The following is a 13,966-nucleotide window of genomic DNA, read 5'->3' as shown; positions in this document are numbered from 1 at the left end:
AGGACCGTCAGCCCAGGGCCTCGCGCAGGTCCGCGAGCAGGTCGTCGACGTTCTCGATGCCGACGGACAGCCGGACCAGGTCGGCCGGGACCTCCAGGGCCGAGCCCGCGACGCTGGCGTGGGTCATCCGGCCCGGGTGCTCGATCAGCGACTCGACGCCACCGAGGGACTCGCCCAGGGTGAACAGCTTGGCGCGGTTGCAGACCTCGACCGCCGCCTCCTCGCCGCCCTCGACGCGGAACGACACCATGCCGCCGAAGGACCGCATCTGCTTGGCCGCGATCTCGTGGCCCGGGTGCTCCGGCAGGCCCGGGTAGAGGACCTGGGTGACCTTCGGGTGCTGGGTCAGCATCTCGACGATCTTCCCGGCGTTCTCGCTGTGCCGGTCCATCCGCACCGCGAGCGTCTTGATGCCGCGCAGCACGATCCACGAGTCGAAGGGCCCGGCGACCGCGCCCATCGCGTTCTGGTGGTACGCCAGTTCCTCGCCGAGCTCCGCGTCGGCCGTCACCAGCGCGCCGCCGACGACGTCCGAGTGGCCGCCCATGTACTTGGTGAGCGAGTGCACGACGACGTCCGCGCCGAGCGCCAGCGGCTGCTGGAGGTACGGCGAGGCGAAGGTGTTGTCGACGACCAGCTTCACCCCGGCCTGGCGGGCGACGCCCGCGACGGCCTCGATGTCGGTGATGCCGAGCAGCGGGTTGGAGGGGGTCTCCACCCAGATCAGCTTGGTGCGGTCGTTGATCGCGCCGCGCACGGCCTCGACGTCGGAGGTGTCGGCGACGGAGAAGTCGACGCCCCAGCGCTGCACCACCTTGGCGAACAGCCGGAAGGTGCCGCCGTAGGCGTCGTTGGGGATGACCACGTGGTCGCCGGGCACCAGCAGGGTGCGCAGCAGGCAGTCCTCGGCGGCGAGCCCGGACGCGAAGGCGAGACCGCGACGGCCGCCTTCAAGGGCCGCGAGGTTCTCCTCCAGGGCGGTCCTGGTGGGGTTGGCGCTGCGGCTGTACTCGTAGCCGCCGCGCAGCCCGCCCACACCGTCCTGCTTGTAGGTGGACACCTGGTAGATGGGCGGGACGACCGCGCCGGTCAGCGGGTCGGCGGTGTTGCCCGCGTGGATCGCGCGGGTCTCGAAGCTCTGGTGGGAGTGCTGGTCGCTCATGAGGCAGGAGCGTAGTGCCGGGCGGGGGCGTCCGCCCGGCGTCTCAGCAGGTGTGCCGGAGCGTCCTGGACAATGGACGCATGGAGATTCTGTGGTTCCTGATCGCGCTCGCGATGCTGTTCGGTGTCCTGGGCCCCTATGTGCTGCGCCGGCGCCGCGGCGGCATCCGCCAGGTCGCGCCCGGTTCGCCCGACGCGGCCGACCCGGAGGCGTACGGCTTCCTGCGGCAGGAGGAGCAGGACATCCGGCTGCCCGGACCCGACCGTGATCTCCTCGACGTGCTCGACGTGGTCCAGGCGACGCAGGACTGGCGGGCCGCCTCGCAGCTCCTGAAGGGCACCGAGAAGGACGGCGAGGTGCGCTGGCAGCGGGTGCAGGCGTTCGCGGGCGCCGCCTCGCTCGAACTGGTGGAGCGCCCGGGCGTCGGCGGCGCGTGGCTGCGGTCCTGGCGGGCCGAGGCGCCGAAGGACGCGGGCGGCGCACAGGTGTACGCGGAGTTCCTGGTGCAGCAGGCGTGGCGCACCGCGACGGTCGGCTCGCGCGACTTCGAGGTGATCCTGGACGAGGCGAAGTCCGCGTGCGAGCAGGCCGCGCTGCTGTCGCCGGGCGACCCGGTGCCGTACGTATCGCTGCTCGCCGTCGCGCGCGGACTCGGCTATCCGCACGAGGAGTTCGACCTGCTGTGGGCGAACGTCATCGACCGCGCGCCGCAGCACATGGGGGCGCATCTGGCGGCGCTGCACTACTGGTGCGAGAAGTGGCACGGCTCGCGCGAGGAGGCGGACCACTTCGCGACGACGGCCGCGGCGCGCGCCCCGCGCGGTTCGCTGCTGGCCGCGCTGCCGCTGTTCGCGGTGTTCGAGAACCGCCCGGAGATCGTGGTGGGCGTGGACTTCCACCGCACCGCGGTGGTGACCAAGGCGGTCGAGGGCGCCCTGTACGCGGTGCACTCGGCCCGCCCCGACGACCCGATGCTGTCGCAGGTGCGGCACCTGCTGGTGCAGTTCCTGATGGGCGCCGAGCGCTGGTCGGAGGCGATGGAGGCGCTGGTGCGGGTGGACGGGTACGTCGGCGCGCTGCCGTGGACGCTGAGCGAGGACCCGGCGGCGACGTACGTGGTGCACCGCAACCTGGTGGTGGCCGGGTACGAGGCGAACGGCGGGAGCCCGGCGACGCTGTCGCGCTAGCGCGGACGAGTCCGGGGGGCGGCGGGGAATCCCGGCCGCCCCCTTCGCGTTGTGCTGAGGGCCGACCGTCGAGGAGAGATGCAGCATGTTCCTGTCCCGTACCCCCGTCCTCCCCACCCCCGAGCAGGCCCTGCGCGGGCGGTCCGAGCGGTCCTTCGCGGTCCCCGAGCGCCACACGGTCCTCGGCACCCCGCTCCTCGGCCCCTACCCGAAGGGCCTTCAGACCGCGGACTTCGCCCTGGGCTGCTTCTGGGGCGCCGAGCGCAAGTTCTGGCAGACCGAGGGCGTGTACACGACCCTCGTCGGCTACCAGGGCGGCATCACGCCGTTCCCGGAGTACGAGGAGGTCTGCTCGGGCCTCACCGGTCACACCGAGGTGGTCCGGGTCGTCTTCGACCCGGCGAAGGTGTCGTACGAGCGGCTGCTCAAGCTGTTCTGGGAGTCGCACGACCCGACCCAGGGCTTCCGCCAGGGCAACGACGTGGGCACCCAGTACCGCTCCGCGGTCTACACCCACACCCCCGAGCAGGCCGCCACCGCCGAGGCGTCCCGCACCACCTACCAGCAGGTGCTGACCCGCTCGGGCCTCGGCACCATCACCACCGAGATCCTCCCGGCCGCCCCGCGCACGTTCTACCCGGCCGAGGGCTACCACCAGCAGTACCTGGAGAAGAACCCGGGCGGATACTGCGGCATCGGCGGCACCGGTGTCTCGTGCCCGATCGGGATCGCGAAGGCCGAGTAAGCCTCGCCGGGGCGCGCTCCGCCGTCACGCGGCCGTCACGCCGCCCGTGCCGCCCGCAGGGCGGCGCCGGTGGCGGCGGCCGCGTAGCCGTCCGGGACGCCGTCGATCAGCAGGATGTCGCCGGTCATGTGGCGGGTCCTGAGGGGGATCAGCTCCTGGTAGGCGGCGGAGTCGTACCAGCCGCGGGCGTCCTCGTACGTCGGGAAGCCGATGATCACGAGGGCGCCGGGCCAGTCGCCCTCGGGGACGGCGCGGGCGGGGGCGCCGTGGACGAGGAAGTGGCCGCCGAAGGGGTCCAGGGTGTCCTGGATCCGCTCCATGTAGACGAAGACCTCCTCGTCGAGGACGGGCGCGGGCTGCAGGTTTCCGATGGCGTATGCGGTCATGGGACCAGCGTGCCGGGGCACGGCCGCCGGGTCGATTACCCCGGAGGTCATGCACCCGGCATCGCGAGCTCAGCCCCGCCTCGCGCCGCAGGCCGTACGCCCGCCTCAGGCCGTACGCCCGCCTCAGGCCGTACGCCCGCCTCGGGCCCGTACGCCTCAGGCCGACGCTCAGATCGTGGCGGCGTCGATCACGAAGCGGTACCGCACGTCGGACGCCTCGATCCGGGCGTACGCCTCGTTCACCTGGTCCGCCGAGATCAGCTCGATCTCCGCGCCCAGGCCGTGCTCGGCGCAGAAGTCCAGCATCTCCTGGGTCTCGGCGATGCTGCCGATCATCGAACCGGCCAGCGTCTTGCGCCCGCCGATCAGCGAGAACAGGCTGACCTTGACCGGCTCCTCCGGCGCGCCCACGTTCACCAGGGCGCCGTCCGTCTTGACCAGGCTCAGGTACGCGTCGAAGTCCAGCGGCGCGGACACGGTGGAGATCACCAGGTCGAAGTGGCCGGCCAGCTCGGTGAAGGTGGCCGGGTCGCTGGTCGCGAAGTAGTGGTCGGCGCCCAGCTTCAGGGCGTCCTCCCGCTTCTTCAGGGACTGGCTGAGCACGGTCACCTCGGCGCCGAGCGCGTGGGCGATCTTGACGCCCATGTGGCCGAGGCCGCCCAGGCCGACGACCGCGACCTTCTTGCCGGGGCCCGCCTGCCAGTGGGCGAGCGGCGAGTAGAGGGTGATGCCCGCGCACAGCAGCGGGGCGGCGGCGTCGAGCGGGATGCCCTCGGGGATCCGCAGGGTGTAGTTCTCGTCGACGACGATGTGGGTGGAGTAGCCGCCGTAGGTCGGCTCCCCGTCCTTGTCACGGGAGTTGTACGTGGCGGTGCCGCCGGTCACGCAGTACTGGTCGAGGCCGCGCAGGCAGTACTCGCACTCCCGGCAGGAGTCGACGAAGCAGCCGACGCCGACCCGGTCGCCGACCTTGTGCCGGGTCACGCCGGGACCGACCTCGGCGACGACGCCCGCGATCTCGTGGCCCGGGACCATGGGGAAGATGCCTTCGCCCCAGCCGTTGTGGGCCTGGTGGATGTCGGAGTGGCAGATGCCCGCGTACTTGATCTCGATCAGCACGTCGTGCTCACCGACGGGGCGGCGCGGCACGGTGGTGCGCACGAGCGGGGCGTCGGGGGCGGGGGCGGCGATGGCGGAGACGGTGGTCACGGCGGCCGAGCCCGTGGCGCTCGCGGTGGCGGTGGCGGAGACGTTCGTGGTCATGGCGACCAGCCTGCCGCCGCTCTCCGGACTTACCCAGACCACTGTTCTGCCTACGACCGCCGTGCCTACCACTGGCAGGGACAGGCACGGGCGGCCGTTCCCGGCCGCGGACGGGAATACTGGGGAGATATGGACCTCAGCTCGGAACTCAGCGAATTCCTCCGCACCCGCAGGGCGCGGCTGAAGCCGCAGGACGTCGGACTGCCCGAGTTCGGGCGGCACCGGCGGGTGCCCGGGCTGCGCCGCGAGGAGCTGGCGCAGCTGGCCGGGGTGTCCGTGGCCTACTACACGCGCCTTGAGCAGGGCAACGGCAAGAACGTGTCCATGGAGGTCCTGGACTCGATCGCGCGGGCGCTGCGGCTCAGCGACACCGAGCGGGCGCACCTCACGCATCTGGCGAAGCCGACGGTGAAGAAGCGGCAGCGGGCCGCCGCGGCCCGCCCGCAGAAGGTCCGCCCCGGCCTCGCGCACCTGCTGGAGGCCATGGAGACCGTGCCCGCCTTCGTGCTCGGCCGTCGCGGCGACATCCTGGCCTGGAACCGGATGTCCCGGGCGCTGTTCGGCGACTTCGACTCCTGGGAGCCGCACGAGCGCAACATGGCCCGGATGATCTTCCTGGACCCCAACTCCCGTGATCTGTACCCGGAGTGGGAGTGCAAGGCGGTCGAGGTGGTGAGCGTGCTCCGGCTGTACGCCGGGATGAACCCGGACGACCAGGAGCTGTTGTCGCTGGTGGGCGAGCTGTCGGTGCGCAGCGAGGAGTTCCGCTCGCTGTGGGCGGCGCACACGGTCACCGACAAGGGCCACGGGAGCAAGCGGGTGCGGCACCCGCTGGTGGGCGAGATGACGCTGGCGTACGAGTCGCTGAAGGTGTCGGGCGACGATCCGGACCTGATGCTGGTGACGTACCACGCGGAGCCGGGCTCGGCGTCGGCGGACGCGCTGCGGCTGCTCGCGCAGTGGGGTGTGGACGAGCCCGCGAAGCCCGCGGACGTACCGGAGTAGTACTCCCCGCCTCTGCCCTGGGTACGGGCGCGGCCCCCGCACCGTGAGGGTGCGGGGGCCGCTGCCGTACGAACGTATGGGGGTCAGACGGCGGAGCCGGCCTTCCACGCCGACCAGCTCATGTTCCAGCCGTTGAGGCCGTTGTCCGGGGCGATGGTCTTGTCCGCGGAGTTCTTCACGATCACGACGTCGCCGACGATCGAGTTGTTGAAGAGCCAGGCCGCCTGCTGGTTCGGGTCGCCCGCGCCCTTCACGTCGGCGAGGCCCACGCAGCCGTGGCTGGTGTTGACGGAGCCGAAGATGGAGCGGGAGCCCCAGTAGTTGCCGTGGATGAAGGTGCCGGACGTCGACAGACGCATGGCGTGCGGCACGTCCTTGATGTCGTACTCGCCCTTGCCGTCGGAGTCGGTGAAGCCGACGGTCGCGCCGTTCATCCGGGTCTCCTTGAACTTCTCGGAGATCACCATCTGACCGTTGTAGGTGGTGTTGTCCGGGGAACCCGCGGAGATCGGGATGGTCTTGATGGTCTTGCCGTCCTGCTTGACCGTCATCGTCTTGGTCTTCACGTCGACGGTGGAGACCTGGTTGCGGCCGATCTTGAAGGTGACGGTCTTCTGCTGGACGCCGAAGACCCCGTTGGCGCCCTCGACGCCGTCGAGGTCGAGCTTCAGGGTGACCGTGGAGCCCTCGGTCCAGTACTCCTGCGGACGGAAGTCGAGCCGCGTGGAGTTGAACCAGTGCCCGACGACCTCCTGGCCGGTGCTGGAGGTGACCTTGATGCCACCCTGCACGGCCTTCTTGTCGGTGATCGCCTTGTTGAAGTTCACCGAGACCGGCATGCCGACGCCGACGGTCGAGCCGTCCTCCGGCGTGAAGTTGCCGATGAAGCTGTTGGCCTTGGAGACGGTCGTGAACGAGGCGTTCTCGTGGGCCTCCAGGCCGCCGGCGTCCGTCGCGGTCGCCGCGATCTTGTAGACCGTGCCGCGCTTGAGCTGCCCGGTGGGCTTCCAGCTGAGGCCGTCCGCCGCTATGTCGCCCTTGACCGTCTCGCCCTCGGCGGAGGTCATGCTCACCTGGGTGAGCTTGCCCTCGGTGACGGTCACCTTCGCGTCGTCGTTGATCGACGCGTTCTGCGCGCCGTTCTTCGGCGTGATGGAGATCTGCGCCTTCGACGTCTTCTGCGCGGCCGCCTCGTCGACCTGGGCCTGGGACTGGGCGCTCTGCGAGGCGTCGGCACTGCCGCCCTTGTCGCTGTCGCTGCACGCCGAGAGCACCAGCACGCCGCCGAGCACCGCGGCGGCCGCCGCCAGGCTCTTACGACGCTTGCCGTCCGTCATCACACGCTTCTCCATCGTCGCCGACTACCTGCCACTTCCCACTCAAACACCCATCAGAACCCGTCCGGACCCTTATCCGGGGGGTTTGTGGGGAACACCACTGATCCACACGCTTCATCAAGCCATCCGGTTCCCGATCGATTCCCGGGTACTCCTCCGGCCGTCGGCCGAGTGCTCCCCCGCGCACGGGGAAGGCCCCGGGACATCGACGTCCCGGGGCCTTCCCGCCCTGCTCGCACGGCCTTCCGGCCGGGTGGTCAGGTACCGGGCGTGCGGTCCTCGTCGTCGTCCTCCCAGACCCCATCTTCGTCGTCGATGTCCCACTCCATCGCATCGGGGTCGTACTCGACCTCCTCGGTGCTCCAGGACGCCTGCACCATCTCGATGCCGGGGACGGTGGAGACGATGTCGAAGGGCTCGACGAGATAGGCCAGCGCCTCCGCCCCGTCGTCGACGACGGCGGCGCGGGCGTGCACCCGCTCCTCCTCCGGCAGGAAGGTGTCGGCGTCGATCCTGGCGACGGCGGCGTCGGTCAGCTCGGCGGGCCCGTCGACCTCCAGGACCAGATCGACCCGAAGCCGTACATAGCGTGATGTCTCGGATGTGCTCATGGGCGGAGCGTAGAGCGCCCGAGGGGCTCGGCTTTCCCGCGACCCGCTGTGTTCATTAGCATCGGCGCACCGACCAATTCGCGGTTCCGCAAGGGGGATCGAAAGAACGTGTCCGTCGCCCGACGTCCGCTGCTCACCGCCACCGCGGCGGGAACTCTGCTCTGTGCGCTGTGGTTCGTGCCGTCCGCCAACGCGACCGGTGACCAGGGCAGATCCGACCGGGACGGCTCGGTCGTGGTCGAGGGCGCGGGTGAGGACCGGCTCGCCGAGACCGGCGGCCCCGACACCACCCCGTACCTCCTCGGCGGCACGCTGTTCCTGGGCGTGGGCGCGGGGTTCGTGACGCTCGCGATGCGCCGTGGCGGCCGGGCCTCCTGAGAGACCCGGCCGCCGCGTCCGGCCTTACGGGGTTTACGCGAGGGGGCCGGTGACCGGCTCCACCGCGGCGACCAGCTTGCCCGCCCGTACGAAGGCGTCGGCGGCGGCCAGGTCGGGGGCGAGGAAACGATCCGGCCCAGGTCCTTCGACCCCGGCGGCGCGCAGCGCGGCGATGGCGGCGGCGGAGGCGGGCGCCGGGCTGAGGCCGTGGCGGAGTTCGATCGCGCGAGTGGCGGCGTACATCTCGACGGCGATCACCCGGTTGAGGTTGTCGATCGCGGTGCGCAGCTTGCGGGCGGCGGACCAGCCCATGGAGACGTGGTCCTCCTGCATCGCGGAGGACGGGATCGAGTCGGCGGAGGCCGGTACGGCGAGCCGCTTCAGCTCGCTGACCAGGGCGGCCTGCGTGTACTGGGCGATCATCAGACCGGAGTCGACACCGGCGTCGTCGGCGAGGAACGGCGGCAGGCCGTGCGAGCGGTTCTTGTCGAGGAGCCGGTCGGTGCGGCGCTCGGCGATGGAGCCGAGGTCGGCGGCGGCGATGGCGAGGAAGTCGAGGACGTACGCGACCGGGGCGCCGTGGAAGTTGCCGTTGGAGCGGACGGTGCCGTCGCCGAGGACGACCGGGTTGTCGACGGCGGCGGCGAGCTCGCGCTCGGCGACCAGCCGGGCGTGCGCCATGGTGTCCCGGCCCGCGCCCGCGACCTGCGGGGCGCAGCGCACCGAGTAGGCGTCCTGGACCCGGGGGGCCTCGCCGCTCTGGTAGTGGCCGGTGAGCTCGGAGCCCTTGAGGACGGCGAGCATGTTGGCGGCGGAGGCGGCCTGGCCCGGGTGCGGGCGGATGGCGTGCAGCTCCGGCTCCAGGACCTTCTCGGTGCCGAGGAGGCCCTCCAGGGAGAGGGCGGCGGTGATGTCGGCCGACTTGTAGAGGGTGTCGAGGTCGGCGAGGGCCATGATCAGCATGCCGAGCATGCCGTCGGTGCCGTTGAGGAGGGCGAGGCCCTCCTTCTCGCGCAGCTCGACGGGCGCGATGCCGGCGGCGGCGAGCAGCTCACCGGCGGGCTTGACGACCCCGTCGGGGCCTTCGGCGTCGCCCTCGCCCATGAGCGCGAGCGCGCAGTGGGAGAGCGGCGCGAGGTCGCCGGAGCAGCCGAGCGAGCCGTACTCGTGGACGACGGGGGTGATGCCCGCGTTGAGGACGTCGGCCATGGTCTGGGCGACCTCGGGGCGGACCCCGGTGTGCCCGGAGGCGACGGTCTTCAGCCGCAGGAACATCAGCGCCCGCACGACCTCGCGCTCGACCCGCGGCCCCATGCCCGCGGCGTGCGACCGCACGATGTTCCGCTGGAGCTGGGCGCGCAGCTCGTGCCCGATGTGCCGGGTGGCGAGCGCCCCGAACCCGGTGGAGACGCCGTACACGGGCTCGGGCTTGGCGGCGAGCGCGTCCACGGTGGCCCGGGCGGCGGCGAGGGCCTGGACGGCTTCGGATGACAGCTCGACGCGGGCGCCGTGGCGGGCGACGTCGACGACGTCCTTCGGGCTGGTTCCGGACGTCCCAAGGACGACAGTCTGCATATCCATATTCAGCACCCTACGGACTGAAGAGCACCATGTCACTAGCTGACGGCCGGACGGGGCTGACGAGCAGGCGAGCGGCTCGGAGCGCGGTCGGCCCCTGCGGACCGGATCCGCACATTCGCTGATCACTTCCTCGCCGCACCCGAGGACAGGCACGGATCCTTGGCTACGGGTCAGGGAATCAGCGCTCTTCCCACTGGGTGCGGGCGAGCTCCGCGTTCGTCCGGACCAGGTCCTCGTCGTCCTCGATCATGAACAGCGAGTACCGGCCCGTTGCGTCCAGGGCGTCGAAGACCCGGTGGGCCCAGGCGTCCGTGTCCGGCTGATGGGCAGTGACCCGGGCCGGGTGGGAGTGGTGCGGCTCGTCCAGGTCGGGCGGCACGGCGACCCAGACGTTCAGCCAGTGCTCGTCGTCCCCCCAGGTGAAGGAGGGGGATCGCCCATCGGTGTCACGGAAGAACTCGATACCGAAGGCCGCTTCGAGGTCGGCCCGCAGGGCCTCCGCGAGGGTGACCCCGGGCGTCTGCGGCCCCCGGAAGCCGGCGTGGATGTTGTATGCGCTCAGGATGATCGGCCTCAGCCCACGTCGAAGGTCTCGTCGTAGCAGTATCCGATCCGTCACACCTGGGTGTGGCGAGGGAGGCGCGGGGAAATGCGGGGCCCGGAAGCGAGGCCGGGGCGCTCCCCGCCCGCCCCCTCGGCGACCCGAGTCCGGCCCGTCACGCGCGTCAGTCGAAGAGTGCGACGACTCCGATCACCCAGACCGTGAGGAACGCGAGGGTCCCCACGAGGCAGCCGGCGCCCGCCAGGACGCCGCCGACCGTCCATCCCCGGGAGGGCTCCTCCTCGTACTCGGGCTCCAGGCCCGCCCGGTACGAGGCGGGGTCGTCCCAGTCGACGGGGCGCCCCAGGTCCTCGGCGCAGGCGGCGCGGACGGCGGCCAGCTGGCGCTCCGCGAAGGGGGTCGCGGCGAGTGCCTCGGGGCCGCGCCAGGCGAGGGCCTTCATCCGCCACGCGGGGGATCCGTAGCGGGACTCGAAGGCGGCGGTCTCCTCGGCGTCCCGGTCCGCTTCGAGGTACATCCACCGCCCGGCCTCGGCGGCGTCGCCGTAGCGCCGGTAGACCTCGGCCAGACGTCGGCGGAGCGTCAGGTCGTACGGGAAGGACGAGACGAGACCGCGCAGACGCTGACGCGCGACCGGAACCCGGCCGGCGGCCAGGTCCGTGTCGACTCGGGCGAGGGTCTCTGTCAGGGGCATGGCCGCATGATCGATCATCGCGGCGGCGCTCGTCGATCGAATTGTCCCGGCGGGCGGAGTCGGTCGGAGTGATCAGAGTGATCGGAGTCAGACGGTCGCGGGGGCCAGCAGGGTCGGCCAGGGCTGGCTGGCGGCCCAGGTCGCGAAGGGGGTCCAGGGGATCTCGGGGTGGGCGCGGTGGAGGGCCGTCGTGTCGACGTCGAGGCCCGGGGAGTCGAAGTAGGCGAACATCGCGGCCAGGTCGGCGGAATGGCGGCGGACGTGGTCGAGCGGGACCTGGTGGTGGGTGATCGGGGTCGCGGTGGCCGTGGTGAGGATGGTGGCCATGGCCTCGGCCGTGAGGGTGTCGGAGGCGATGTCGATGCGGCGGCCGGTGAAGTCGGCACTGCGGGTCAGGGCGAGGGCCGCGAAGGCGCCGATGTCCGTGGCGGGGATCAGGGCGAGCGGTACGTCGCCGGGCATCGGCCACGCGAACGTGCCGTCGCGCAGGCTCTCCAGGGTCCAGCCGTCGGCGTAGTTGTCCATGAAGGCGGCCGGGCCGAGCACGGTCCAGTCGAGCCCGGAGCCGTACAGGTGGCGTTCGACGGCGGCCTTGCTGTCGTAGTGCGGGATGCCGGTGGCGCGGTCCGCGTGGGCGGCCGAGGTGAGGACGACGTGGCCGATACGGGCCTCGGCGGCGGCGTCGATCAGGGCGGCGCCCTGCCGGACCTCGGTCGCGATGTCGGTGCCGAACGGGGTGGTGACGGCGAAGAGCGAGTCGGCGCCGGTGAGGGCGGCGTCGAGCGAGTCCCGGTCGTCGAAGTCGGCCCGGCGGAGCTCCGCGCCGAGGGCGGCCAGCTCCCGGGCGGCAGGTGAGCCGGGGTCGCGGGTGAGGGCGCGGACGTGGTGTCCGGCGGCGAGCAGGGCGCGGGCGGTGGCTCCGCCCTGGGCGCCGGTGGCGCCGGTGACGGCGACGGTGAGCATGGGATCCTCCAGAACAGCACTTATCTGCGTGGCGCAATCTTTGTGACATGCAGACAGTAACCCACTTCTCTGTGTCGCGCAGATTTTTTGCCACCCTCTTTCGACGCCTCTCGACGCCTCTCGACACACGGCCCCCCGACACCGCACGCTCACCCCATGGAATTCGTCGTGATCCACCGCGACCGCCCCGGCTCGCTGCCGCTGCGTGACGCGCTCATCGAGGACCACTGGTCCTACATGGACCGGTTCGAGAAGGAACTGATCGCCCGCGGCCCGATATTCACCACCGACGGCTCGACGCTCCTCGGCAGCATCCACATCGTCGACCTGCCCGGCCCCGCCGCCGTACGGGCCTTCGCCTTCGACGAGCCCAACTACCAGGCGGGCGCCTACCGCGACGTCCTCGTCCGCCGCTGGCGCAACCTCCTCGGCCGCACCATGTGGGACTACCCCGGCGGCCGTACGGGCGGCGACCGCTTCCTGGTGCTCGGCCTCGGCGCGGGCGAGCCGGCCGACCAGGAGCCGCCCGCCGACCGGACCGGACTCATCGCGTACGGGCCGCTGCTCTCCGACGACGGCACCGCCTGGCTCGGCACGGTCGCGCTGGTCGAGGCGGCGGACGCGGACACCGCTCGCGCGGTCCTGACGGCGGACCGGTACGACGAAGTCGAGGTCCACGGCTGGACGTTCGGCGGCCGACGCTGACCCACGGCGAAAAACTCGTTGACGGCCCCGCCAGGCCCTTTGCTAGCCTGGCGGGGTTGATCTGGGTCCTTCTGGACCGTTCTGCGCCCATGCGCCCCTGTGCCATGTGCCCGTGAAAGGGTGTGTTGATGACCCGGCCCGCGCCGAGTGCGCCTCGCCGTACCGCGTAACCGTCCCCCGCCGGACGCGTTCGCCGGTCCCCTCGACCTCTGACGAGGCCGCTCGGCCTGCTCTTGCTGTCATGACCAACTCCCAGCAAGGAGCACCCGGGTGTCCCAGCACACCACCAGCACTTCCACCTTCACCTGCGCCTGGTGCGGGTCCACCATGTCCGCGTACGCCGCCGACGGCGCACCGCGCGGCCACTGCGCGGCCTGTCTGCGCTCCCGGCACGACGCCTGCGGGGGCCGGATGGCCCCGATCGCCGTCGCCGTGCTCCGGGCCGGCGCATGGCAGATCGTCCACCGCTGCGAGCACTGCGACGCGCTCACCGCCAGCCCGGCCCGCGAGGACGACAACCAGTTCGTCCTGATGCGCATGGCCGTCCGGCCACTGGCTCAACCCCCGTTCCCGTTCGAAGCGTTCGGGAGTCGGTGAGCCGCCGCCGTGTCACGCAGCAATCAGGTTCATCACCGTCGCCGTCCGCAGCGGCGCAAGGATGTACTGCACGCGCAGGGCGAGCACCGGGCGCGCACCTTCCGGTGCGTGGGCTGCCGACTCGACGTCCCGCTCGACGCCCCCGGCACCGCGCACCGCAACCACTGCCCGCAGTGCCTGGCCAGCCGCCACGTCGACCGCCGGATCCCCGGCGACCGCGCGGCGGACTGCGGCGGCCGGATGACGGCCTTCGGCATGTCCGTCCGCGCGGACGGCGAGTGGCTGCTCATCCATCTGTGCGCCGCCTGCGGCGAGTTGAGTGCCAACCGGGTCGCCGGTGACGACAATCCGCTCGCCCTGGTACGGCTCGCCCTCCGCCCGCTCGCCGATCCGGTACGCACCGAGCACGCCGAGCGGGCGTTGTCCGCGCTGGGGGCGGCGGGGTGGGGATCAGACGGTACGGGTGCCCCGGGCGTAGCCGACGAAGGCGGCCCAGGCGGCGGGGGTGGCGGTCAGCTCGCCCGCGGCGTGGTCCTTGGTGTCGCGGACGCGGATGAGGTGGGGGGCGTTGTCGGCGACCTCGACGCAGGCGTCGTTGTCCGCGCCGCTGTGGCTGCTGGTGTGCCAGTTCGGAGAGGTCTCAGCCATGAAGTTCCTTCGCGATAGAACGCAGTTGGGGGGGTGAGACAGGAGGTCAGACGGTACGGGTGCCCCGGGCGTAGCCGACGAAGGCGGCCCAGGCGGCGGGGGTGGCGGTCAGCTCGCCCGCGGCGTGGTCCTTGGTGTCGCG

17 protein-coding genes and 1 pseudogene are annotated in these 13,966 nt (G+C 71.7%); 7 read left to right on the top strand and 11 right to left on the bottom strand.

What is annotated here, in order from left to right:
• Window positions 1-7: 7 nt before the first annotated feature.
• Window positions 8-1,162 carry a cystathionine gamma-synthase gene (locus ACIPXM_RS03950; RefSeq protein ID WP_401651627.1) on the bottom strand — a complete coding sequence of 385 codons (1,155 nt, stop codon included), beginning with the start codon at window positions 1,160-1,162 and terminating at the stop codon, window positions 8-10.
• Between the two features lie 80 nt (window positions 1,163-1,242).
• Here ACIPXM_RS03950 and ACIPXM_RS03945 point away from each other — a divergent pair, with 80 nt between their 5' ends.
• Both ACIPXM_RS03945 and msrA read left to right on the top strand, forming a co-directional pair.
• Window positions 1,243-2,349 (top strand): hypothetical protein, encoded by a 1,107-nt coding sequence (locus ACIPXM_RS03945; RefSeq protein WP_401651626.1) that lies wholly within the window; start codon window positions 1,243-1,245, stop codon window positions 2,347-2,349.
• Between the two features lie 85 nt (window positions 2,350-2,434).
• Window positions 2,435-3,094 carry a peptide-methionine (S)-S-oxide reductase MsrA gene (msrA, locus tag ACIPXM_RS03940; RefSeq protein WP_401651624.1) on the top strand — a complete coding sequence of 220 codons (660 nt, stop codon included), beginning with the start codon at window positions 2,435-2,437 and terminating at the stop codon, window positions 3,092-3,094.
• 35 nt (window positions 3,095-3,129) lie between these two features.
• Here the strand turns inward: msrA and ACIPXM_RS03935 are convergent, their stop codons facing one another.
• Both ACIPXM_RS03935 and ACIPXM_RS03930 read right to left on the bottom strand, forming a co-directional pair.
• A complete protein-coding gene (locus ACIPXM_RS03935; RefSeq protein WP_401651622.1) occupies window positions 3,130-3,480 on the bottom strand; it encodes a DUF1330 domain-containing protein in 351 nt (116 codons plus the stop codon).
• 168 nt (window positions 3,481-3,648) lie between these two features.
• Complete coding sequence (locus tag ACIPXM_RS03930; protein WP_401651620.1) at window positions 3,649-4,743, bottom strand: NAD(P)-dependent alcohol dehydrogenase; 1,095 nt, start codon at window positions 4,741-4,743, stop codon at window positions 3,649-3,651.
• A gap of 129 nt (window positions 4,744-4,872) precedes the next feature.
• Between ACIPXM_RS03930 and ACIPXM_RS03925 the strand changes: the two genes are divergently transcribed.
• Entirely contained in the window at window positions 4,873-5,748 is an 876-nt protein-coding gene (locus tag ACIPXM_RS03925) for a helix-turn-helix transcriptional regulator (protein ID WP_401651618.1), read from the top strand.
• 83 nt (window positions 5,749-5,831) lie between these two features.
• On the opposite strand, the gene ACIPXM_RS03920 is transcribed toward ACIPXM_RS03925, so the two are convergent.
• Both ACIPXM_RS03920 and ACIPXM_RS03915 read right to left on the bottom strand, forming a co-directional pair.
• Entirely contained in the window at window positions 5,832-7,100 is a 1,269-nt protein-coding gene (locus ACIPXM_RS03920) for an Ig-like domain-containing protein (RefSeq protein ID WP_401651616.1), read from the bottom strand.
• A gap of 242 nt (window positions 7,101-7,342) precedes the next feature.
• Window positions 7,343-7,696 carry a hypothetical protein gene (locus ACIPXM_RS03915; RefSeq protein ID WP_401651614.1) on the bottom strand — a complete coding sequence of 118 codons (354 nt, stop codon included), beginning with the start codon at window positions 7,694-7,696 and terminating at the stop codon, window positions 7,343-7,345.
• A gap of 108 nt (window positions 7,697-7,804) precedes the next feature.
• Here ACIPXM_RS03915 and ACIPXM_RS03910 point away from each other — a divergent pair, with 108 nt between their 5' ends.
• Window positions 7,805-8,074 (top strand): hypothetical protein, encoded by a 270-nt coding sequence (locus ACIPXM_RS03910; RefSeq protein ID WP_401651612.1) that lies wholly within the window; start codon window positions 7,805-7,807, stop codon window positions 8,072-8,074.
• A gap of 33 nt (window positions 8,075-8,107) precedes the next feature.
• Here ACIPXM_RS03910 and hutH read toward each other — a convergent pair whose 3' ends face one another.
• From hutH to ACIPXM_RS03890, 4 genes are all read right to left on the bottom strand, one after another.
• Entirely contained in the window at window positions 8,108-9,655 is a 1,548-nt protein-coding gene (gene hutH / locus ACIPXM_RS03905; protein WP_401651610.1) for a histidine ammonia-lyase, read from the bottom strand.
• Between the two features lie 178 nt (window positions 9,656-9,833).
• Complete coding sequence (locus ACIPXM_RS03900) at window positions 9,834-10,274, bottom strand: hypothetical protein (RefSeq protein ID WP_401651608.1); 441 nt, start codon at window positions 10,272-10,274, stop codon at window positions 9,834-9,836.
• Between the two features lie 106 nt (window positions 10,275-10,380).
• Window positions 10,381-10,911, bottom strand: coding sequence for a DUF6584 family protein (locus ACIPXM_RS03895; protein ID WP_401651607.1), 531 nt, complete (start codon window positions 10,909-10,911; stop codon window positions 10,381-10,383).
• Between the two features lie 87 nt (window positions 10,912-10,998).
• Window positions 10,999-11,874 carry an NmrA/HSCARG family protein gene (locus tag ACIPXM_RS03890; protein WP_401651605.1) on the bottom strand — a complete coding sequence of 292 codons (876 nt, stop codon included), beginning with the start codon at window positions 11,872-11,874 and terminating at the stop codon, window positions 10,999-11,001.
• A 156-nt stretch (window positions 11,875-12,030) separates the two neighbouring features.
• Here ACIPXM_RS03890 and ACIPXM_RS03885 point away from each other — a divergent pair, with 156 nt between their 5' ends.
• From ACIPXM_RS03885 to ACIPXM_RS03875, 3 genes and pseudogenes are all read left to right on the top strand, one after another.
• Entirely contained in the window at window positions 12,031-12,579 is a 549-nt protein-coding gene (locus ACIPXM_RS03885; RefSeq protein ID WP_401651603.1) for a YciI family protein, read from the top strand.
• A gap of 270 nt (window positions 12,580-12,849) precedes the next feature.
• The gene (locus tag ACIPXM_RS03880) at window positions 12,850-13,176 is read left to right on the top strand and encodes an RNHCP domain-containing protein (RefSeq protein WP_401651601.1); all 327 of its coding nucleotides are present in this window, start codon (window positions 12,850-12,852) and stop codon (window positions 13,174-13,176) included.
• Between the two features lie 9 nt (window positions 13,177-13,185).
• Window positions 13,186-13,575: pseudogene (locus ACIPXM_RS03875) on the top strand (RNHCP domain-containing protein); the annotation flags it as partial.
• 51 nt (window positions 13,576-13,626) lie between these two features.
• On the opposite strand, the gene ACIPXM_RS03870 reads toward ACIPXM_RS03875, so the two are convergent.
• Complete coding sequence (locus ACIPXM_RS03870; RefSeq protein WP_401651599.1) at window positions 13,627-13,824, bottom strand: DUF397 domain-containing protein; 198 nt, start codon at window positions 13,822-13,824, stop codon at window positions 13,627-13,629.
• A 46-nt stretch (window positions 13,825-13,870) separates the two neighbouring features.
• A partial coding sequence (locus ACIPXM_RS03865; RefSeq protein WP_401652487.1) for a DUF397 domain-containing protein occupies window positions 13,871-13,966 on the bottom strand: 96 nt, incomplete at its 5' end.

The sequence above is a fragment of the Streptomyces sp. NPDC090025 genome, from assembly GCF_044748125.1.
GTDB lineage: Bacteria > Actinomycetota > Actinomycetes > Streptomycetales > Streptomycetaceae > Streptomyces.
This window is presented reverse-complemented; position numbering and strand designations above follow the sequence as displayed.